Source organism: Caulobacter radicis, from assembly GCF_003094615.1.
Taxonomy (GTDB): domain Bacteria; phylum Pseudomonadota; class Alphaproteobacteria; order Caulobacterales; family Caulobacteraceae; genus Caulobacter; species Caulobacter radicis.
The window spans coordinates 228,936-247,897 of record NZ_QDKO01000032.1 but is presented as its reverse complement, the minus strand read 5'-3'; the positions used below and the strand labels follow the sequence as shown (position 1 = coordinate 247,897).

General features: G+C 68.6%; 23 protein-coding genes. 7 read left to right on the top strand and 16 right to left on the bottom strand.

The window, feature by feature from the left end; all coding sequences use genetic code 11:
• Positions 1–114: 114 nt before the first annotated feature.
• The gene (carA, locus tag DDF62_RS18905; protein WP_116490524.1) at positions 115–1,281 is read right to left on the bottom strand and encodes a glutamine-hydrolyzing carbamoyl-phosphate synthase small subunit; all 1,167 of its coding nucleotides are present in this window, start codon (positions 1,279–1,281) and stop codon (positions 115–117) included.
• 194 nt (positions 1,282–1,475) lie between these two features.
• Here carA and DDF62_RS18900 point away from each other — a divergent pair, with 194 nt between their 5' ends.
• The 5 genes from DDF62_RS18900 (at position 1,476) to DDF62_RS18885 (ending at position 4,066) form a co-directional block, all read left to right on the top strand.
• Positions 1,476–1,730: an NINE protein gene (locus DDF62_RS18900; protein ID WP_116490523.1), complete on the top strand. Its 255-nt coding sequence runs from the start codon at positions 1,476–1,478 to the stop codon at positions 1,728–1,730.
• A 107-nt stretch (positions 1,731–1,837) separates the two neighbouring features.
• Positions 1,838–2,137 carry a DUF1272 domain-containing protein gene (locus DDF62_RS18895; RefSeq protein WP_116490522.1) on the top strand — a complete coding sequence of 100 codons (300 nt, stop codon included), beginning with the start codon at positions 1,838–1,840 and terminating at the stop codon, positions 2,135–2,137.
• Positions 2,138–2,240: 103 nt separating this feature from the next.
• Positions 2,241–2,399: a hypothetical protein gene (locus DDF62_RS25725; protein ID WP_165832298.1), complete on the top strand. Its 159-nt coding sequence runs from the start codon at positions 2,241–2,243 to the stop codon at positions 2,397–2,399.
• A gap of 81 nt (positions 2,400–2,480) precedes the next feature.
• Positions 2,481–3,347, top strand: a complete 867-nt coding sequence (locus tag DDF62_RS18890; RefSeq protein WP_116490521.1) for a dienelactone hydrolase family protein — start codon at positions 2,481–2,483, stop codon at positions 3,345–3,347.
• 14 nt (positions 3,348–3,361) lie between these two features.
• A complete protein-coding gene (locus tag DDF62_RS18885) occupies positions 3,362–4,066 on the top strand; it encodes an HAD family hydrolase (protein WP_116490520.1) in 705 nt (234 codons plus the stop codon).
• A gap of 116 nt (positions 4,067–4,182) precedes the next feature.
• On the opposite strand, the gene DDF62_RS18880 is transcribed toward DDF62_RS18885, so the two are convergent.
• The 7 genes from DDF62_RS18880 to DDF62_RS18850 all read right to left on the bottom strand — a co-directional run bounded on the left by DDF62_RS18880 (position 4,183) and on the right by DDF62_RS18850 (position 10,144).
• Positions 4,183–5,304 (bottom strand): acyltransferase family protein, encoded by a 1,122-nt coding sequence (locus DDF62_RS18880; protein WP_116490519.1) that lies wholly within the window; start codon positions 5,302–5,304, stop codon positions 4,183–4,185.
• 37 nt (positions 5,305–5,341) lie between these two features.
• Positions 5,342–5,710 (bottom strand): VanZ family protein, encoded by a 369-nt coding sequence (locus DDF62_RS18875; protein WP_116490518.1) that lies wholly within the window; start codon positions 5,708–5,710, stop codon positions 5,342–5,344.
• A 230-nt stretch (positions 5,711–5,940) separates the two neighbouring features.
• Entirely contained in the window at positions 5,941–7,518 is a 1,578-nt protein-coding gene (gene serA / locus DDF62_RS18870; protein ID WP_116490517.1) for a phosphoglycerate dehydrogenase, read from the bottom strand.
• Positions 7,519–7,577: 59 nt separating this feature from the next.
• Positions 7,578–8,057, bottom strand: a complete 480-nt coding sequence (locus DDF62_RS18865) for a hypothetical protein (RefSeq protein ID WP_116490516.1) — start codon at positions 8,055–8,057, stop codon at positions 7,578–7,580.
• A gap of 5 nt (positions 8,058–8,062) precedes the next feature.
• Entirely contained in the window at positions 8,063–9,238 is a 1,176-nt protein-coding gene (locus DDF62_RS18860) for a phosphoserine transaminase (RefSeq protein ID WP_116490515.1), read from the bottom strand.
• Between the two features lie 147 nt (positions 9,239–9,385).
• The gene (locus tag DDF62_RS18855) at positions 9,386–9,811 is read right to left on the bottom strand and encodes a hypothetical protein (protein ID WP_116490514.1); all 426 of its coding nucleotides are present in this window, start codon (positions 9,809–9,811) and stop codon (positions 9,386–9,388) included.
• Positions 9,812–9,871: 60 nt separating this feature from the next.
• On the bottom strand, positions 9,872–10,144 hold the full coding sequence (locus DDF62_RS18850; protein ID WP_334348458.1) for a hypothetical protein: 273 nt from the start codon (positions 10,142–10,144) through the stop codon (positions 9,872–9,874).
• Between the two features lie 236 nt (positions 10,145–10,380).
• On the opposite strand from DDF62_RS18850, the gene DDF62_RS18845 reads away from it, so the two are divergent.
• Together DDF62_RS18845 and DDF62_RS18840 are read left to right on the top strand one after the other, a co-directional pair.
• Positions 10,381–12,267 (top strand): ATP-binding protein, encoded by a 1,887-nt coding sequence (locus tag DDF62_RS18845; protein ID WP_116490513.1) that lies wholly within the window; start codon positions 10,381–10,383, stop codon positions 12,265–12,267.
• A gap of 257 nt (positions 12,268–12,524) precedes the next feature.
• A complete protein-coding gene (locus tag DDF62_RS18840; protein ID WP_116490512.1) occupies positions 12,525–12,884 on the top strand; it encodes a hypothetical protein in 360 nt (119 codons plus the stop codon).
• A 3-nt stretch (positions 12,885–12,887) separates the two neighbouring features.
• On the opposite strand, the gene DDF62_RS18835 is transcribed toward DDF62_RS18840, so the two are convergent.
• The 8 genes from DDF62_RS18835 to DDF62_RS18800 all read right to left on the bottom strand — a co-directional run bounded on the left by DDF62_RS18835 (position 12,888) and on the right by DDF62_RS18800 (position 18,939).
• Positions 12,888–13,709, bottom strand: a complete 822-nt coding sequence (locus DDF62_RS18835; protein WP_116490511.1) for a PhzF family phenazine biosynthesis protein — start codon at positions 13,707–13,709, stop codon at positions 12,888–12,890.
• Between the two features lie 14 nt (positions 13,710–13,723).
• A complete protein-coding gene (locus tag DDF62_RS18830; RefSeq protein WP_244286867.1) occupies positions 13,724–14,341 on the bottom strand; it encodes a DJ-1/PfpI family protein in 618 nt (205 codons plus the stop codon).
• A 96-nt stretch (positions 14,342–14,437) separates the two neighbouring features.
• Positions 14,438–16,069, bottom strand: a complete 1,632-nt coding sequence (locus DDF62_RS18825) for a family 43 glycosylhydrolase (protein ID WP_116490510.1) — start codon at positions 16,067–16,069, stop codon at positions 14,438–14,440.
• Between the two features lie 69 nt (positions 16,070–16,138).
• Positions 16,139–16,717 (bottom strand): nucleotidyltransferase family protein, encoded by a 579-nt coding sequence (locus tag DDF62_RS18820; protein WP_116490509.1) that lies wholly within the window; start codon positions 16,715–16,717, stop codon positions 16,139–16,141.
• Positions 16,692–17,201, bottom strand: coding sequence for a hypothetical protein (locus DDF62_RS18815; RefSeq protein WP_116490508.1), 510 nt, complete (start codon positions 17,199–17,201; stop codon positions 16,692–16,694). Before DDF62_RS18815 ends, DDF62_RS18820 begins: the two co-directional genes overlap by 26 nt.
• A complete protein-coding gene (gene thiD / locus DDF62_RS18810) occupies positions 17,201–17,986 on the bottom strand; it encodes a bifunctional hydroxymethylpyrimidine kinase/phosphomethylpyrimidine kinase (RefSeq protein WP_116490675.1) in 786 nt (261 codons plus the stop codon). The genes DDF62_RS18815 and thiD overlap by 1 nt, the downstream gene beginning before the upstream one ends.
• Positions 17,987–18,065: 79 nt before the next feature.
• Entirely contained in the window at positions 18,066–18,578 is a 513-nt protein-coding gene (gene rcdA, locus DDF62_RS18805; RefSeq protein ID WP_116490507.1) for a protease adaptor protein RcdA, read from the bottom strand.
• Positions 18,579–18,732: 154 nt separating this feature from the next.
• Positions 18,733–18,939 (bottom strand): DUF1192 family protein, encoded by a 207-nt coding sequence (locus tag DDF62_RS18800; RefSeq protein WP_116490506.1) that lies wholly within the window; start codon positions 18,937–18,939, stop codon positions 18,733–18,735.
• Positions 18,940–18,962 lie beyond the last annotated feature (23 nt).

Sequence of the window (18,962 nt, the reverse complement as noted above, 5' to 3'; positions counted from 1 at the left end):
GGAACGGCGAAAACGCTAGCATGGGTCGCCGAGGCGGTGCGTGAACCCTGGGCGATGGTTTCGTGACAGGGCCCGAAACGAAAAACGCCCCGCTTCTCAGCGGGGCGTTTCGTCTTACTTCGACTTGTCCATCAGGCCGGCGAAGCGCTCGAAGATATAGAGGCTGTCGGTCGGGCCGGGCGAGGCTTCCGGGTGGTGCTGGACGCTGAACACCGGCTTGTCCTTCAGGGCGATGCCGGCGTTGGTGCCGTCGAACAGCGAGACGTGGGTCTCCTGCACCGGCTCGGGCAGGCTTTCGCTGTCCACGGTGAAGCCGTGGTTCATCGACACGATCTCGACCTTGCCGGTGGTCAGGTCCTTGACCGGGTGGTTGGCGCCGTGGTGGCCCTGTTCCATCTTCACGGTCTTGGCGCCGAGAGCCAGGGCCAGCATCTGGTGGCCAAGGCAGATGCCGAACACCGGCTTGCCGCTGGCGACCAGCTTCTGGATTTCCGGCACGGCGTATTCGCCGGTGGCGGCCGGGTCGCCCGGGCCGTTGGACAGCAGCACGCCGTCGGGGTTGCGGGCCAGGATGTCCTCGGCCGAGGTGCTGGCCGGCACGACGGTGGCGCGGGCGCCCACGTGAGCCAGGGCGCGCAGGATGTTGCGCTTCACGCCGTAGTCGATGACCACCACTTCGTACTTGGGGGTCTCGAGCTTGGCGTAGCCTTCCGGCCACGACCACAGGCCCTCGTCCCAGGTGAAGGTCTGGGTGGTGGAGGCGTCCTTGGCGAGATCCAGGCCCACGACGCCCGACCAGTCGCGGGCCTTGGCCTTGAGGGCGTCGAGGTCGAACTTGCCGTCCGGCGCATGGGCGATGACGCCGTGCGGCATGCCGGTCTCGCGGATCTTGCGGGTCAGGGCGCGGGTGTCGACGCCGGCCAGGCCGACGACGCCGCGACGCTGCATCCAGCCGTCGAAGTCGCTGTTGGCGCGCCAGTTGGCCGGATCGGTCGGGACGTCGCGGAAGATCGCGCCGCGGGCGGCCGTCTCGGCCACGCCGGTGACCTGCTCGACGTCTTCGCTGTTGGTGCCGACATTGCCGACGTGCGGGAAGGTGAAGGCCACGATCTGGGCCATGTAGGACGGGTCGGTCAGGATTTCCTGGTAACCGGTCATGGCGGTGTTGAAGCACACCTCGCCGACCGCGTCGCCGACCGCGCCGCAGCCCACGCCCTGCAGCACCGTGCCGTCGGCCAGGACCAGAACGCCGGTGACGCCGGGGAGAAGGTCTTGGGACATCTCGAAAAGCGCCTCCAGAACGCGTGGAAAGCCCGGAACGGGCGGATCATTTTCGCAAAAAGGCGGGCCGGGGAGAACCCCGCCCGCCTGCGCAAACGGCGGCGTGTTTAGGGGGGCGCCGAAGGGGGGTCAACCCCCGTCTTGCGTTCGTCGCGCCCCATGCCATGCTGCGCTCAACCTTAGAGGGATCGCGCATGCACAAGAGTAGCGGAACGGCCTTCATTCTCTGGCTTCCCTGCCTCCTGGGCGTGTGCGGCCTGCACCGCTTCTACATGGGCAAGTACGTCACCGGCACGCTCTGGCTGCTCACCTTCGGTCTGATCGGGATCGGACAATTCATCGACCTGTTCCTGATCAACGGCATGGTCAGGAGCGCAAACGAGGACGACGCCCTGTCGCGCGCCTACAACGCTGTCCTGCGCAACGCCGCGTCCCGCCAGCAGGCCTGAGGCTCTTCCCACAATCCCGTGATCCGCGAACGCGCCCCCTCGCGCGAAGGGCCCTCCGGCCCTTATGGTGCGGGGCTTCAACGCATAAGAACACGGGAGGACGGCCCTTGCTCGAACTGCGCCCCAACTGCGAGTGCTGCGACCGCGACCTGCCGCCCCACAGCGGCGAGGCCCGCATCTGCACCTTCGAATGCACCTTCTGCGCCGACTGCGCCGACAATCGATTCCAGGGGGTCTGCCCCAACTGCGAGGGCGACCTGGTGGCGCGGCCGATCCGCCCCGACAGCAAGCTTCACCGCTTTCCCGCCTCGCTGCGGCGGGTCACCAAGGCCCATACGGCCTGCGCCAGGCCCCCGCCTCCGGTCGCCCCGGGCAGCGGTCGCGACGGCTGGAGTGTGACCCTTTAGGCGCACCCTGGATCAATCGGTCGCACGCCTGCATCCGCCGGCGGTTCACGCCCGTTAACTCGTCAGGCCCCAGAAGCTTGGGCTTAAACGAGGAGATGGAATCATGACCGCCGCCGTCCACGATCGAGCCGCCCCGAAGCGCGCGCCGAAGATCGCCTGGGCGCGCCTTCCGGGTCAGTCCCGGGCCGGCCAGGCGCTCGGCCTGATGCTGAGCGCGGGCGTGGTGGTCAGCGGCGTGGTCTTCGTCGTCCTCAGCTTCTGAACCTTATCGCGAGCCGCCGATTGCCTTCGGCGTCAGGTCGTGCACCGTGCGGGCGCCTCTGTTCAGCAAGGAGCCCGCGCGATGTGCGACGACGACATCCACCCCGGCCTAGTTCATGACCCCCGCGTCTCGCGCCGCGCCTTCGGCCTGATGACCGCCGCCGTCGGCGGGCTGGCCGCCACCGCCGCCCATGCCGACGACAAGGTCGTCGAGACCGACGTCGTCATCAAGACGCCCGACGGCGAGGCCGACGCGGCCCTGTTCAAGCCGGTCGGCAAGGGCAAGTGGCCCGCCGTGCTGATCTGGCCCGACGTCATGAGCCTGCGCCCCGTCTTCCGCGACATGGGCCGCCGCCTGGCCGCCGCCGGCTACGTGGTGCTGGTCCCCAACCTCTATTACCGCGTCAAGAAGGCGCCGGTGATCGACGGGACATTCAACTTCGCCAACCCGGAAGACCGCGCCAAGATCACGCCGCTGCGGGCCACGGTCACGCCCGAGGGCACCGACCGCGACGCCCTGGCCTATGTGGCCTTCCTCGACGCCCAGAAGGAAACCGACAAGGGCCGCAAGATCGGCGTGCAGGGCTACTGCATGGGCGGGCCGCTGTCGTTCCGCACCGCCGCCGCCGCGCCGGGCCGCATCGCCGCCGTCGCCAGCTTCCACGGCGGGGGCCTGGTCACGGCCGATCCCTCGAGCCCGCACCTGCTGATCCCCAAGACCCACGCCGAGTACCTGATCGAGGTCGCCGACAACGACGACAAGAAGGAGCCCGACGTGAAGGACAAGCTGAAGGCCGCCTTTGCCGAGGCCAAACGCCCGGCCAAGGTCGAGGTCTTCGCCGGCGCCGCCCACGGTTGGACGGTCAAGGGCAGCCAAGTCTACAACGAGGCCGCCGCCGAACAGGCCTGGACCAACCTTCTGGACCTCTACAAGCGCGCCCTGCGCTGATGTAGACGGAGGGGATGAGCCTCATCACCACGGTCGGCGTCGACGCCGACGACACCCTCTGGCACTGCGAGAGCCTGTTTCGCCTGACCCATCGGCGGTTCGTCCAGCTGCTGGCCGACTTCGGCGACGAAGAGCGGATCAACAGCCAGCTGGCCGCCGCCGAGAAGCGGAACCTGAGGGTCTACGGCTACGGGGCCAAGGGCTTCACCCTGTCGATGATCGAGACCGCGCTGGACCTGACGGACGGCGCGGTCTCCACCCGCGTCATCCGCGAGATCCTGGCCGTGGGCCGCGAGATGCTGACCGAGCCGGTCGAGCCCCTGCCGGGCGTCGAGCGGGCCCTGGCCGAGCTTTCCAAGCGCTATCGCCTGATCCTGATCACCAAGGGTGATTTGCTGCACCAGGAGCAGAAACTGGCCGCCTCGGGCCTGGGCGACCTGTTCGCCGCCGTCGAGATCGTCTCGGAGAAGGACGCGGACACCTATCGCCGGGTGTTCGAACGCTACGGTACCGGCGCAGAGCAGGGTCTGATGGCCGGCAACTCGATGCGCTCGGACATCCTGCCGGCGCTGGAGGCCGGCGCCTGGGGCGCGCTGATCCCCTACCCGCTGGTCTGGGCCCACGAGGCGGCGGAAGCGCCGCAGAACCACCCGCGCTATGTCGAGCTGGCCTCGATCGCCGAACTGCCTGCGTTCGTGGATCACGTTTCGAGACGCTAGCCCTTCTCCCACACCTCGCACCTTCTCCCATAGGGAGAAGGAGGGGCCCGCGCCGTCAGGCGTGGGAGGATGAGGGGTTAAAGCGGTCGAAGGCGTACGCCCTCACCCTCCCACCGCTACGCGGCGGGCCCCTCCCTCTCCCCACGGGAGAGGTTTTTCTTGGGCTTCTTCCCCCAGCCCGCGATCGCATCGCGCGCCGGTTTCTCGAAATACATCAGCGACGCATAGCTGACCGGGATCAGCACGAGCCCCCAGAAGAGGCACCACAGGCGCATGACGTCGCCATCCAGGTGCAGCATGCCAAGACCCACCCAGTTCAGGGCGATCTTCAGCACGATCGGGTGGAGCATGTAGATCGAGTAGGACAGCTGCCCCCAGGGCGCCAGCCAGCGCACCACGGGGCCGGGCTTCACCGGCGCGTTATCGGCCGCCACGCCCAGCAGGCCGACGGCGTAGCAGGCGAACAGGAGCAGGTCGCGGTCCAACTGCACGGCGCAGCCGGCGACGAAGGCGAGGCACGAGGCGAAGAACCACCAGCGCGCGCCCGGCAGGCGGCCCAGGGCCCCGCGGACCTTGTAGGCGATCATGCCCACCAGGAAGCCGGGCGCGGCCCGGGCGACGCCGAAGTCGGCGGTCCACATGTGGAAGGGCTGCTCGGACGGGATCGCGAACAGCGCCGCCAGGATCACGGCGGTGACCAGGATCAGCCAGGCCGTCCCCCGCATCGCCAGCCAGAAGAGCAGAGGCAGAGCCAAATACATCGCCCACTCGGCGCTGATCGACCAGCTGACGAAATTGAAGGTCTGGGCCCGGCAGATGCCGAACGCCTGCAGGTTCAGGAGGTTGGGCACGACGCAGGCGGGGTCGTAGCGGCTGGGGTCGCGGTCATTGACCAGGCCCATGACCCCGGCGATCGCGATGACGACGAAGACGCCCAGCGTCAGCCAGTGCAGCGGCATCAGCCGCGCCACCCGCTTCTGCAGGAACCAGCGGAAGTCCGAGAGCGTGCGGATCCGTCCCGTATAGACGGCGCTGATCACATAGCCGGAGATCACGAAGAACAGGTCGACGAGCAGGCTGAAGCTCTTGACCGTGTCGTCCACCGCCTGCCAGCGGCCGTCGATATTGATGAACCGGTTGAAGTGGAAGACGACGATCAGCACCGCGCCCAGCGCCCGCAGGGCGTCCAGGTGCAGCATGTCGTCGGAATCGGTCTTGAGCGGCGGGAACTTCTTCACGCGCCAGTGGTGAGCGCGCCGCCGGAAACGGTCAAGCTCAGCCGGCGGGCAGCTTGCGGCGGATCGCCCCGACCAGGCTGTAGGCGTAGGCCGCCGCCACGCCGCAGAAGTCGGCGACAAGGTCGCCCCACGACATGTCGCGCCCCGTGAAATGCTGCACGATCTCGATCAGGCCGCCGAAGACCACCAAGGCCAGGCCGATCCGCCACAGCCGGCTCTTGGGCAGGGCCAGGCAGCCCAGCACGGCCAGGACGTAGAAGACGATGAAGTGCTTGGCCTTGTCCCACGGGATCAGGCCGACGCTGTCGTCGCCCGGCGTGATCGCCTTCCAGAACGCATAGCCGGCGGCCGCCGCGAAGACGGCGAAGGCCAGCCAGTTGATCTTGCGCTTGAAGCTGCGGGACATTCGGGCTCCTGGACGAGGCGAGCCCCTGCCCTAGCCGCTCACCTGGGGCGTGAAAATGGCGCGCGAGCCGGAGCGGCCATTCTTGTCGGGCTCTGCACGGGAACTGCAATCGCGCGGCGGAAACCTCGCCCTTCGACAGGCTCAGGTGAGGTTTCTCTGTCGTCGAGGCCAAGCATGATCCTCATCCTGAGCTTGTCGAAGGACGAGGATCACGCAGGGTCGTTCAGTCCTTAGAAGGTCAGCGCGCGGGCTTCCTTCACGTGCGGCAGGGCCTGGATCTTGGCCAGCAGCTCTTCGCTCGGGGCCTGGTCGACGCCGACCAGGGCGATGGCGTCTTCGTCAGCCGAGACGCGGCCCAGGTTGAAGGTGGCGATGTTGACGCCCGCTTCGCCCAGCAGCATGCCCAGGGCGCCGATGAAGCCCGGCTTGTCCAGGTTGTTGATGTAGAGCATGGCCGGCGAGAAGCCCGCGTCCAGCTCCATGCCCTTGACCTCGATGACGCGCGGGGCGCCGGCGATCACCGTGCCGGCGAAGGCGCGCTTGCCCTTTTCGGTGGTGATGGTCACGCGCAGCAGCGAGTCGTAGGTCGGGCTCTTTTCCTGGCGGCTTTCCGAGACGGTCACGCCGCGTTCCTTGGCCACGGCCGGGGCCGAGACCATGTTGATCTCGGCCAGCATCGGCTTGAGCACGCCGGCGAGAGCGGCCGAGGTCAGCGGCTTGACGTTGAGGTTGGAGACCTCGCCCTCGAAGGCGATGTCGATGGCCTTGATGCCGAAGTCGACCATCTGACCGGCCAGGGCGCCGATCTTCTCGGCCAGGGCCACGAACGGCTTCAGCTTCGGGGCTTCCTCGGCGCTGACCGAGGGGCTGTTGAGCGCGTTGGTCACGGCGCCGGTCAGCAGGTAGTCGCTGACCTGCTCGGCGACCTGCAGGGCCACGTTCTCCTGGGCTTCCGAGGTCGAGGCGCCCAGGTGCGGGGTGGCCACCACCTTGTCCGACCCGAACAGCGGGTTTTCCTTGGCCGGTTCGGTGACGAACACGTCGAAGCCGGCGCCGGCCACGTGACCTTCGTCGAGCAGCTTGCGCAGGGCGGCTTCGTCGACCAGGCCGCCGCGGGCGCAGTTGACGATCAGCACGCCCTTCTTGGTCTTGGCCAGGTTCTCGGCCGACAGGATGTTGCGGGTCTTGTCGGTCAGCGGGGTGTGCAGGGTGATGACGTCGGCGCGGGCCAGCAGCTCTTCCAGCTCGACCTTCTCGACGCCCATCTCGATGGCGCGCTCGGGCGACAGGAAGGGGTCGTAGGCCACGACCTTCATCTTCAGGCCCAGGGCGCGGTCGGCGACGATGCCGCCGATGTTGCCGGCGCCGATCAGGCCCAGGGTCTTGGCGTAGAGCTCCACGCCCATGAAGCGGTTCTTTTCCCACTTGCCGGCTTGCGTGGAGACGTCGGCGGCCGGGATCTGGCGGGCCAGGGCGAACATCATGGCGATGGCGTGCTCGGCCGTGGTGATCGAGTTGCCGAACGGGGTGTTCATCACCACGATGCCCTTGGCGGTGGCGGCCGGGATGTCGACGTTGTCGACGCCGATGCCGGCGCGGGCGATGACCTGCAGCTTGTGGGCGGCGGCGATCACGTCCTTGTCGAGCTTGGCGCCCGAGCGGATGGCGATGCCGTCATAGTCGCCGATGACGGCGATAAGTTCGTCCTTCGACAGGCCGACCTTGATGTCGAAGTCGAGGCCGCGGTTCTTGAAGATGTCGACGGCGGCGGGGGAAAGCTTGTCGGCGATGAGGACGCGAGGAGCCATGGTCAGGTGTTCCTTGTCGGCGGTCGGACCGCGATGTGTCTTTGTTTCGAAAGCCGCGCTCAGCGAAGCCAGCGCAGCATGTGCGGGAAGGGAGCGACCCCGCGCTCGGCCGCCAGGCGCGGCTCGAGGGCAAGGCCGTAGAACTGAAGCAGAGGCACGCCGATGGCGCCGCCGGACGTGAAGGTCTCGACCAGCCACCCGGCGTCGCCCTTGTAGCCTTCCGGATGGAAGACGACGCTCGGGTCGAGCTCCAGGTGGGTCAGGGCGGCCCAGGACCACGCCAGGGCGGCCATCTCCTCGCCGTCGGTGGGTTCGAGCCGTTCGGCCTTGCGGCCTTGCGGTTCGGTGACGGCGATGTGGCCGGCCTCGTGCAGGATGTCGCCGGGATGGGCGAGACGCTGCTCGTCGATCACCAGCCCCCCGAAGCGGATGTCCACTCCGGGAAGGAAGGTGTCGTCGGGCAAATCGCCCGCCGTGACGTCGATGCCGATGCCGACGACGAAGTCGGCCAGGCGCTGCGTCAGGGGATCGGCGAACACCGGCTTCAGGCCGCCTGGAGCGTGGCCGCCTTGGTCTCGGCGAAGGCCCAGTCGAGCCACGGCGTCAGGGCCTCGAGATCCGAAGCCTCCACCGTCGCGCCGCACCAGATGCGCAGGCCGGCCGGAGCGTCGCGATAGCCGCCGATATCGAGGGCCGCGCCCTCCTTCTCGAGCAGGCTGGCCAGCTTCTTGGCGAAGTCGGCCTGGGCGTCGGCCGGCAGGGCGGCGATCTGGGCGTCCACCACCTTCAGGCAGACCGAGGTGTTGGAGCGGATTTCCGGCGAGGCGGCCAGGAAGTCGACCCACTCGGTCTTCTCGACCCAGTCGGCCAGGACCTTGAGGTTCTGGTCGGCGCGGCCCTGCATGGCCTGCAGGCCGCCGATCGAGGCGCCCCATTGCAGGGCGTCCAGGGCGTCTTCCACGCACAGCATCGAGGGGGTGTTGATCGTCGCGCCCTCGAACAGGTCGAGCGTGACCTTGCCGTTCTTGGTCATGCGGAAGAGCTTGGGCATCGGCCAGGCCGGGACGTAGCTTTCCAGGCGGGCCACGGCGCGCGGCGACAGGATCAGGATCCCGTGCGCGCCCTCGCCGCCCAGCGCCTTCTGCCAGGAGAAGGTCACGACATCGAGCTTGGTCCAGTCCAGGTCCTGGGCGAAGGCGGCGCTGGTGGCGTCGCAGATGGTGATTCCTTCACGGTCGGCCGAGATGAAGTCGGCGTTGGGCACGCGCACGCCCGAGGTCGTGCCGTTCCAGGTGAAGACCAGGTCCTTGGTAGGATCGACCTTGGCGGTGTCAGGCAGCTCGCCGTACGGGGCGCTCAGCACCTCGACGTCGGGCAGCTTCAGTTGCTTGGTGACGTCCGTGACCCAGTCCTTGCCGAAGGACTCGAAGGCCATCAGCTGCACGGGGCGGGCGCCCAGCATCGACCACATCGCCATCTCGACGGCGCCGGTGTCCGAACCGGGGACGATGCCGATCAGGAACTCGGCGGGCACTTCCAGCACGTCGCGCGTCTGGTCGATGGCGGCCTTCAGGCGCGCCTTGCCCAGCTTGGAGCGGTGCGAGCGGCCCAGGACCGCGTTCCTCAGATTTTCGGGGGACCAGCCGGGGCGCTTGGCGCAGGGGCCGGAAGAGAACTCGGGGCGAGCCGGACGGATTGCCGGCTTGGCGAGGGTAGTCATGGCGATGTCTCCCATCCTTACAGATGGACTGCGCCCCGTTGGGGGGGCGTGGCCCGCCGGCGAAAAACCGCGTTTTCGCTCGGAAGGCAAGACCGAAATTTTGAAATTTTATTCCACGGGCCGCGACCGATCGTCCGGCCAGGGCAATTATTTTGCGGCGCGGGCGTTGCGGCGCCAGGCCAGCAGCGTGCCCACCAGCACCGCCAGCAGCACGCCGATGGTGTTGATGTTGTTGACGCTTCTGTAGAGGTAGTCGTGCGGCTTCTCGACCACGAGATAGTAGGCGTGCAGGCTGAACTGCACCGCCTGCAGGATCATCGCCACGCCCAGCCACTGGCTGACGAAGCGCATGGCCAGCATCAGGAAGGCGACGGCCAGGGCCGCGTCGATGACCAGCAGCACGACCGCCTGCACGCCTTCCGGCAGCAGCTTGTGGGTGATCATCACGGCCAGGGCGCCCAGCAGCACGGCCAGGGATCCCATGCGTTCGGGACGACTTCCCTTCAGCCATGCGAAGGCCACCAGCGAGACGATCGCAATCCAGATCGCGGCGGAGATGGCGCTAGCAAGCATGCGAAAGGCCCCTAACGCAAATTAGGGGCCCTGCTAAGTTAAAGTCTTGCAACTTTGCCGTCAGGCGACGGTGCGAAGACCTTCGGCGTGACCGGTCGTGCCACCGAGGTCGCCCGACTTGTCTTCGACGCCCGCCAGCTTGGTGCGGATGCCCATGCGCAGCTTCACTTCGTTCAGCTGGCCATGCATGTCGACCATGGCGCTGCGGGCTTCTCCCAGCGCGGCCAGGGCCTCGACCAGCTTGGCGCTGGCCTTGTCGCCGACGACCGCAGACAGGCCGAGGTCCTTACGGGCCTTCAGCATGTCCGCCATCAGTTCGGCGGCTTCCATCATCGCCGTATCAACGGCGTTCTCGGTCGCGAAAAGCTTATTGGCGACACGTTGAGCTACGAAAACTTTTTCCACACCCGACTCCTCCAGAGAACCGAGTGAATAGGTAAACGAATCATTAACGCGGCCGCAATCGAAAATGCGCCCTAGCGTTGTTTTGTCGCGACTGCACCTGGGACTGGAAGCGAGTCGTTAGGAACCTTGCGGCAAAATGGCCATGTTTGACCTGCGGAAGGGCCATGGACGACACGCGCCGCAATTCGGAAGCCGCCGCTCACGCGCCCTTGCAGGCGCGAATCGCCGGCGTGGCGCTGGGCACCACGGTCGCCGCGCTCACCGCCGCATGCCTGTGCTTCATGCTCCAGCAGTGGAGCGTGGCGCGGCAGGAAGCGCGCGAGAACCACCGCGTCCTGGCCGAGATGGTGGCCGCCGGCGCCGCCCCGTCCCTGGCCGACCACAACGCCGTCGGCGCCAGCCGCGCCCTCGACGCCGTCATCCGCGCCCCGCACGTGGCCGGCGCGCGCCTCACCGATCTTTCCGGCCAGACCGTCGCGCGCATCGGCGTCGACAACGAGGCCAATGTCGAGACCCTGACCCGCCCCGTGGTGCTGCAAGGCCGCAAGGTCGGCGAGTTGGCCCTGGTGGCTCGCCAGCCCAGCCTGGTCGAGATCTTGGCCCGCGACCTGGCCCTGACCGGCGCCCTGTTCTTCGGCGCGGCGGGCCTGGCCATCCTTCTGGCCAACAGCCTGGCCCGGCGCATGACCAAGCCGATGCAGCGCCTGTCGGACGCCATGCACGACATGGCCCAGGGCGGCCGCTACAGCCCCGTGCAGCAGGCCAGCGACGACGACGTCTTCCACAGCCTGACCGACAGCTTCAACCACCTGGTCTCGCGCCTGGAAGCCAACGACCACGACCTGCGCTCGGCCATGGGCGAGCTGGTCAAGGCCCGCGACGACGCCAACGCCGCCAACGTGCTGAAGTCGCACTTCCTGGCCAATATGAGCCACGAGATCCGCACGCCGCTGAACGGCGTGCTGGCCATGACCGAAGTGATGGCCATGGACGACCTGTCGCCCAAGCAGCGCGAGCGCCTGTCGGTGATCCGCGAGTCCGGCGGCCTGCTGCTGGCCGTGCTGAACGACGTGCTCGACCTGTCGAAGATCGAGGCCGGCCGCCTGGAGCTGGTCGAGCGCGACTTCGACCTTTCCGCCCTCGCCGCCTCGCTACGCGAGACCTTCGTCGGCCAGGCCCGCGACAAGGGCCTGGAGTTCGGCGTCATGGTCGCCCCCGAGGCGCTTGGCGGCTGGCATGGCGACGTCGACCGCCTGCGCCAGATCCTGACCAACCTGGTCTCGAACGCCCTGAAGTTCACGCTGGAGGGCGCGGTCTCGGTGCGCTTCGCCTCGGCCGAGGACGGCTCGGGCCTGCGCATCGACGTCACCGACACCGGCATCGGCATCGCCGCCGACATCGTGCCGCGCCTGTTCGACAAGTTCGTCCAGGCCGACAGCTCGACCACCCGCCGCTTCGGCGGTTCGGGCCTTGGCCTGTCGATCTGCCGCGAGCTGGCCGCCGTCATGGGCGGGGGCATCCACGTCCAGAGCCGCGAAGGCCAGGGCTCGACCTTCACCGTCGTCGTGGCCATGCCGCGCGGCAAGGGCGAGATCCAGGTCCCCGCGCCGGTCGCGGTCGAACCGCTCGACGACAGCGCCCCGCGCCGCCTGCGCGTGCTGGCCGCCGACGACAACCTGACCAACCAGAAGGTCATCGCCGCCGTGCTCGCGCCCCTGGGCGCCGAGGTGGCGCTGGTCGCCGACGGCGCGGCCTGCGTCGAGGCCTGGCGCGCCGGCGGTCACGACGTGATCCTGATGGACATCCACATGCCGGTGATGGACGGCGTCGAAGCCGCCCGCACCATCCGCTCGCTGGAGAAGGCCGAGGGCCGTCCCCGCACCCCGATCGTGGCGGTCACCGCCAACGCCCTGGTCCATCAGGTCGAAGGCTACCTGGCCGCCGGCATGGACGGCCACGTGGCCAAGCCCATCGAGGTCACCAAGCTCTACACCGCCATCGAGGACGCCGTGGCTTCGGCCGCGCGCCTGGCCGCGGCCGAGGCGGCCTAGCCGCAGCGCGCGGCCCTCGCCCTTCGACAAGCTCAGGGTGAGGACCAGATGCAGGCAAGGCGACAGAGAAGCCTCTTCCTGAGCCCGTCGAAGGACGAGGCTTCCGCCCCCCCAACGCTCGCTCCGCGACATGACAACGACTTCAGGTAGATGAACTCAACATAACGACGGGCTCAGAACCGCTTCAGGCGGGACGTGGTTTCTTGTCTTCAACGTCGTCGCGACCGGCGACGGACCAGTTGAAAGGAACCGAACCGATGAAGAAGATCATTCTGCCGATCGTTGCGGTCTCGGCCCTGGCGGCCGCCACCGTCCCCGCCGCGGCCATGGCCCAGCCCATCAACCAGCGCCAGGCGCAGCTCGAGCAGCGGATCGACCGCGGCGTGCGCACCGGCGACCTGAACCGTCACGAAGCCCGCCGCCTGCATGGCGAGCTGCGCGAAGTGGCCCGTCTCGAATACCGCTACCGCGCCGGCGGCCTGAACGGCTGGGAACGCGCCGACCTCGACCGTCGCCTGGACCGCGTCAGCGCCCAGATCCGCTACGAGCGCAACGACCGCGACTACGGCCACGGCTACGGCCGCGGCGACCGTAACGACCACCGCGGTCGTTGGTAACCACTAGGCCGGCTCCACCCGGAGCCGGCTCTCCACCACGGTGAGGCCGCGGCCGCGCAGGATCACGCGCGCGCCGCGGCTTTCGCATGACAGGTCCCCGCCCCGGCCCGGATAGGCCTGGTGGAACTCCAGCGCATCCTTGGCCAGCTTGTCGCCGTACAGCGGCATCAGGATGCAGTGGGCCGAGCCGGTGGTCGGATCCTCGGGAATGCCGGCCGCCGGCGCGAAGAAGCGGCTGACCACCGCATAGGGCCGCCCCGCGTCGGCCAGGGCGACGGCGATGACCTGGCCCTTGCCGTCGGTCGCGCTGCTTTCGACGCGGTTGAGGGCGGCGAAATCGGGCTCCAGCCGCCGGACCGCCGCCTCGTCCTCCAGCACCGCCACCAGATAGGCCCCGGCCCAGGCCTCGACCACCGGCGCGCCCAGGGCGTCGGCGAGTCCCGCCGGGATCTCGACCCGGCCCGGCGGATTGGCTGGAAAGTCCATCTCCAGCCGCTCGCCGTCACGCCGAACCCGCAGCTCGCCCGACAGGGTGTCGAAGGCCAGCACCTCGACATCGACGCCCAGCTCGGCGAACAGGGCGTGGGCCGACGCCAGGGTGGCGTGGCCGCACAGCGGCGCTTCGCGCGCCGGCGTGAACCAGCGCAGGCCAAAGCGCGCCGGGTCGGCGGTCTTCAGCAGGAAGGCCGTCTCGGCCTGGTTGTTCTCGGCCGCCAGGGCCTGCATCCAGGCGTCGCTCGGCCAGACGTCGAACGGCTCGACCACGCAGGCCGGATTGCCCTTGAAGGGGGCGGACGCGAAGGCGTCGATGGTCCACTGGCGCATGAAGGCTCCTTCAGTCAGGCGGCGTCGGCGACGGGCAGATGGGGCGTGATCGCGGCCAGGGCGCGGGCGACATAGGCCTGCTTCTCCCCCACCGGCGCGACGTAATGGATGGCGGCCTCGGCTTCGGCCAGGCCCGCCAGGCGGGCGATGGTCCAGGCGGCCAGGTATTGCGAGGCCAGGCAGCCTCCGGCGGTGGCGACATTGCCATGGGCGACGAACGGCGCGTCCAGCACCTTCACCCCGGCCTCGACCACCCACGGCCTGGTCGTCAGGTCGGTGCAGGCCGGCAGGTCGCCGACGAGGCCGAGCTTCGCCAGCAGCAGCGTCCCCGAACACTGGGCGCCGATCAGCTGGCGCGACGGATCGAGACGGATCCGCGATAGCAGGCCTTCGTCGGCAGCGATCTGCCGGGTCTTCGAACCGCTGCCGATCAGCACGGCGTCAGCCTCGGCGGCGAACTCCAGGGGCTGCTGCCGCTGCACGGTCACCCCGTTCAGCGAGGTCACCTGCGGCGTCGGCGAGGTGATGTAGGCCGCCCAGCCGCGGGTCTTCATCCGGTTGAGGATCGCCGAGGCGATGAACGAGTCCAGCTCGTTGTAACCATCGAACGTCAGGACCGCGATCCGCACCATGGCCTCCTCATCAGGGCGAGGACACAGCGGTAACGGGCAATGATCCATGAGGCAAAAGGAGTATTGCCACTATGACAATACTCCTGGAGCGATCCGTCAGGCGCTCTCGACCACCTTCGGCGGATTGGCCCGGTAGACGAAGTCACGCAGCCGCACCTGTCCGCTTCCGGCGGCGTAGATCCCCAGCTTCAAACTGATGAAGCCGCCGAACACGTTGTGGTGCATGCCCGACACCTCCATCCGCGTGCCGTGGCGGGTCCAGCTCGCGCCGTCGTCGTAGGAATACCAGTAGGTGACGACGTGCTCGTCGTTGCGGATCTTCAGGCGCAGGCGGCGGGCGTCGTGCTTGATCCGCGCCCAGGCCAGCTCCTCGGCGTACTGGAAAGTCTTCAGGGCGGTCGGCGTGAAGCCCAGGCCCACGAAGGCCTTGTGATTGTAGAACAGCAGGATCCCCGCCTCGGCCTCGCCGGTCAGTTCCAGCGAGATCTCCGCCTCGTACGACCGGTCGCCGACGATGCAGGTCAGCGGCGAGCTGTCGATCGGCGAGCCTCCCCTGCCCTTCAGCGTCAGGGCCTTGCCGCCATAGGCCGCGCGCGACGCCTCGTCGGGCCCCGGCTCATGGAAGGCCCACTGCACGCCCATGCGGTCGACCGCGAAGTCGTCGCTCAGCGACATGCCCGACGGCCCGGCCTTGCCGCCGCGCGGCTTGCGGATCGGCTTGGAGAGATCCCCGCCGAGCGGCTTGAACCAGCCGTCGGCGGTCCACTCGATCGGCTCCAGCAGGGTCTGGCGGCCCAGCGTCCAGTAGCCGTTCTCGTAGCCGTGATAGACCATCCACCAGTCGCCGGCCGGCCCCTCGACCAGGCTGGCGTGGCCGCGCGACCACCAGGGCTCGTCCTTGCTGCGAGTGCGCACCAGCGGATTGTGCGGGCAGTGCTCCCAGGGACCGTGGACCGAGCGCGAGCGGGCGGCGATGACCATGTGGCCGGTCACCGGGCCCGCCGTGCCGCCGACCGCCGTGATCAGGTAGAACCAGCCGTTGTGGCGCAGCAGCGTGGGGCCCTCGGGCGCGAAGTTCTCGACGATCCAGTCGTCGGGATAGCGCCAGGGGTCGTAGGCCTTCTCCAGTTGGCCGTCGGTGGCCAGGCCATCGTCGGTCAGGCGGATCTTGCGTACGCCGTTGACGAACAGATAGCGCTTGCCGTCCTCGCCGACGACGTGGCCCGGATCGATGCAGCCGCTGATCTTCAGGTCGACCGGGTCGCTCCACGGCCCCTCGATGCTGTCGGCCCAGATCGCGAAGATCGACCAGCCCTGCCCCGTCGGATCGGCCGGGATGTAGATGAAATAGCGGCCCTCGTGCCGGACCAGGTCGACGGCCCAGATCGTGCCCAGCGGCTTGCGCAGGGCCGGGCCGACCGGGGTCCAGTTCACGAGATCCGTCGACTTCCAGATCACCAGGCCCGGATAGGCCAGGAACGACGAGAACGTCATGTAATAGACGTCGCCGTCCTTGAGGATCGTGGGATCGGGGTGATCGCCGCTGATGATCGGGTTCAGGTACGTCCCGTCGCCCCGGTCGGCGACACGGCGGCCGTCAGGCCCCTTGCCCCAGGTCGACGCGGGCTTATCCGCCGGCTTGGCCTCGGCGGCTTGCGCGGCCAGGGCGGGCGCGGCGGCGGCGCCCACCAGAAGGCCTTTGAACAGGGTGCGGCGCGGCAGGGCCATGGGGTCGCTCACGAAAATGATAGCGCTATCAAATCCCGTAGAGGGCGGCGACCGCCGCGTCCAGAGCGCTCACCCCTCGACGCTGATCTCCGGCCAGCGGGCCTTGGCCGAGCCGGTGGTGCGTTCCCAGCCGCCCGCGCCCTTAACCCGCAACGGATTGGGCCGCAGGCGCATGGCGAAGAGGTCGTCCAGGCCGAACGGCGCCCAGACGCGCAAGGTCTCGTCTGCCTCCAGCCGCACCCCGACGCAGAAGGCCGTGGCCACGAACCGCTCCAGGGCGTCGGCGCTGGAACGCAGGGCCGGATAGGGTTCGTCGGCGCCGAACTTCTTCTCGAACCACAGATGCACCCGGGCCTGGTTGCGCACCTCGACCAGCTCGCGCAGCGGCGGCTCGAAGGCGGCGGCCACGCGCCGGATCACCACGTCCTCGGCCTCGTAGGAGGTGTCGCTGTCGTCGTGATAAGCGACGTCGTAGTCCTTGATGCCGTAGTCCAGCGGCCGCCCGGTGAGGGAATTGAACACCGGCTGGTAGACCGCCCCGGAAAAGATCATCCAGTCAGGCAGGTCGAGATCACGGACGGTGCGCAGCACCTGCATGGTCGTCGGCGTGGCGCGGACGATCTCAACGAGGCGTTCTTCCAACGGCATCGGGTCTTCTCTGGGTGTCGATCAGGACGGTTTGGGTCGGCGACCAGGCGGGGCGGATGGCGGCCAGGCGATCTGGCCTGGTGCAGAACTCGTCGGGGGCGCCGTCGATCGGATACGAGCCCTCGACGGTCACCCTGCGCACGCCGATCACCTTGCAGTCCCGGATCCGCAGCACCAGCGTTTCGTACGGAGCGACCCAGCGGCCCCGCCACCAGAGGCCGCCCAGGCGTGAACAATAGGGCTTCAGTTCGGCCGCCAGGTTCGAGCGCCGCAGCGAGCCCGCGAGGTCGACGGCTGGCTCCACGTCCAGCAGCCAAGGCGGGGCGGGATCGTGCACGCAGACCACGTCGGCGTCGTCGCCGAACACCTTGGCCAGCGACACCTCGCCCGAGGCCTTGGTGATGTCCACGCCGTCGACCCGGATGCAGCCGCAAAGGCCCAGGCTCGCGACGACGGAAAGGATCGCGAGCCCGGCCCGCCCCATCAGCGCACCGGCCAGGCGTGGTCGAGCGGGCCGTGGCCCTGCCCCAGGCCCGGGGCGCGCAGCATGGCCTCGTGGACGTAGTTCCAGGCCCGGGCGACGGCCTGGGTCAGCGGCAGGCCCTGCGACAGGCCCGTGGCGACGGCGCTGGCCAGGGTGCAGCCGGTGCCGTGGGTGTGGCGGGTGTCGATCCGCTCGCCCTCGAAGCTGGTCTCGCCCTGCGGGGTGATCAAGAGGTCGACGACCCGTTCCCCCGCGACGTGGCCGCCCTTCATCAGCACGGCCTTGGCGCCCAGGGCCAGCAGGGCCTCGCCGGCGCGGCGCTGGTCGTCGAGGGTCTCGACCGGCAGGCCGGTCAGCGCCGAGGCTTCGGGGGCGTTGGGGGTCAGCAGGGCCGCGCGCGGGATCATCAGCGACTTGACCGCATCGATCGCCTGCTCGGCCAGCAGCGACGCGCCGCCCTTGGCGATCATCACCGGATCGACGACGGCCGGAACGTCCGGCGCGCTGGCCAGCACCCGGGCCACGGTCTCGACCACGCCCACGTCGCCCAGCATGCCGGTCTTGAAGGCGTCGGCGCCGATGTCGTCGAGCACGGCGCGGGCCTGGGCCTCGATCACCTCGAGCGGGATCGGATGCACGCCGGTGACGCCCAGGGTGTTCTGCACGGTGACGGCGGTGATCGCCGTGGCCGCGTAGCCGCCGAGCGCGGTGATGGTCTTGATGTCGGCCTGGATGCCCGCGCCGCCGCCGGAATCGGATCCGGCCAGGACGAGCACGCGGCCCAGAAATTGTGAATCGGAGGAAGGCGCTTGGGTCACGCGCCTCTCCTAACCCGCTTTCGGATGGAGTTGAACGGGCTGACTTTTAAGCGGCGCCGAAGGCGGCGGTCAGGCGGTCGAACTGGGCCTGGACGGGACGCGGAGCCTCGTCGACGGTTGCGGCCTCGACATACATGCGCTGGTCGAGGTGACGGACACGCTCGTACAGGCGCTCGGAACGTTGCAGCAGGCTGACCAGGCCGAAGGGCAGGTCCTCGACGGCGGCCTGCTGTTCGCCGGCCTCCAAGGCCAGGCGGTAGTTCTCGGCGCAGGCGGCCTCGGGGGCCATCTCGCCCTCCTTCACCGCGCGCTGCACCAGGAGCCACGAGGCCACCTGCATCAGGCGGGTGGTCAGGCGCATGCTCTCGCTCGCATAGGCCAGGGCGGCGTTACGCGAGAGGATCTTGCTGTCGTGCCGGCCGGCCCCGTCGAGATAGGCCGCGGTCTCCTCGACCAGCAGCATGCCCTCGTCGAAGGTGCGGTCGAACAATTCCGAGCGGGCGAAGTCCTGGATGACTCCCGCCCGCCAGGGGGCCGTGGACGCGTTCGGATCGGTCATGTCTACTCAATGCCCCTAAGGCCGCGAGGACGTCTCGCTTGAAGGGGAAGACTGCAACCCCCGTGCCAAGTCTTAACGTCCCGTTTCGCGACCGCCCGACTCGGTGCGACCGGCAGGCGCACGTTCAGCGTCCACTGCTAGCGTAAACCTTTCGTTAGTCTAGGCGACCAAACAGCGCATCGGCCGCCGCGCGTCCCGCTTTCTTCTTGCTGAGCTGGGCCTTGGTGCGGGCGACCTCGGCTTCCAGGGCCTCGATCCGCTCTTCCAGTTCGCGCACGCCGTAGCTCTCGAGATTCTCGTGCGTGGCCGTGTTCAGCGCGTCGCCGCGGAACGCGCGCGGCTCGACCGGCTCTTCGATCATGGGTGACCTCCCTTTCCGACCGA

Excerpts from the sequence above, each read along its gene's own strand:
- carA (WP_116490524.1), bottom strand. The coding sequence starts at position 1,281 with ATGTCCCAAGACCTTCTCCCCGGCGTCACCGGCGTTCTGGTCCTGGCC.
- DDF62_RS18900 (WP_116490523.1), top strand. The coding sequence starts at position 1,476 with ATGCACAAGAGTAGCGGAACGGCCTTCATTCTCTGGCTTCCCTGCCTC.
- DDF62_RS25725 (WP_165832298.1), top strand. The coding sequence starts at position 2,241 with ATGACCGCCGCCGTCCACGATCGAGCCGCCCCGAAGCGCGCGCCGAAG.
- DDF62_RS18890 (WP_116490521.1), top strand. The coding sequence starts at position 2,481 with ATGTGCGACGACGACATCCACCCCGGCCTAGTTCATGACCCCCGCGTC.
- DDF62_RS18885 (WP_116490520.1), top strand. The coding sequence starts at position 3,362 with ATGAGCCTCATCACCACGGTCGGCGTCGACGCCGACGACACCCTCTGG.
- DDF62_RS18875 (WP_116490518.1), bottom strand. The coding sequence starts at position 5,710 with ATGTCCCGCAGCTTCAAGCGCAAGATCAACTGGCTGGCCTTCGCCGTC.
- serA (WP_116490517.1), bottom strand. The coding sequence starts at position 7,518 with ATGGCTCCTCGCGTCCTCATCGCCGACAAGCTTTCCCCCGCCGCCGTC.
- DDF62_RS18860 (WP_116490515.1), bottom strand. The coding sequence starts at position 9,238 with ATGACTACCCTCGCCAAGCCGGCAATCCGTCCGGCTCGCCCCGAGTTC.
- DDF62_RS18855 (WP_116490514.1), bottom strand. The coding sequence starts at position 9,811 with ATGCTTGCTAGCGCCATCTCCGCCGCGATCTGGATTGCGATCGTCTCG.
- DDF62_RS18850 (WP_334348458.1), bottom strand. The coding sequence starts at position 10,144 with ATGATGGAAGCCGCCGAACTGATGGCGGACATGCTGAAGGCCCGTAAG.
- DDF62_RS18845 (WP_116490513.1), top strand. The coding sequence starts at position 10,381 with ATGGACGACACGCGCCGCAATTCGGAAGCCGCCGCTCACGCGCCCTTG.
- DDF62_RS18840 (WP_116490512.1), top strand. The coding sequence starts at position 12,525 with ATGAAGAAGATCATTCTGCCGATCGTTGCGGTCTCGGCCCTGGCGGCC.
- DDF62_RS18835 (WP_116490511.1), bottom strand. The coding sequence starts at position 13,709 with ATGCGCCAGTGGACCATCGACGCCTTCGCGTCCGCCCCCTTCAAGGGC.
- DDF62_RS18830 (WP_244286867.1), bottom strand. The coding sequence starts at position 14,341 with ATGGTGCGGATCGCGGTCCTGACGTTCGATGGTTACAACGAGCTGGAC.
- DDF62_RS18825 (WP_116490510.1), bottom strand. The coding sequence starts at position 16,069 with ATGGCCCTGCCGCGCCGCACCCTGTTCAAAGGCCTTCTGGTGGGCGCC.
- DDF62_RS18820 (WP_116490509.1), bottom strand. The coding sequence starts at position 16,717 with ATGCCGTTGGAAGAACGCCTCGTTGAGATCGTCCGCGCCACGCCGACG.
- DDF62_RS18815 (WP_116490508.1), bottom strand. The coding sequence starts at position 17,201 with ATGGGGCGGGCCGGGCTCGCGATCCTTTCCGTCGTCGCGAGCCTGGGC.
- rcdA (WP_116490507.1), bottom strand. The coding sequence starts at position 18,578 with ATGACCGATCCGAACGCGTCCACGGCCCCCTGGCGGGCGGGAGTCATC.
- DDF62_RS18800 (WP_116490506.1), bottom strand. The coding sequence starts at position 18,939 with ATGATCGAAGAGCCGGTCGAGCCGCGCGCGTTCCGCGGCGACGCGCTG.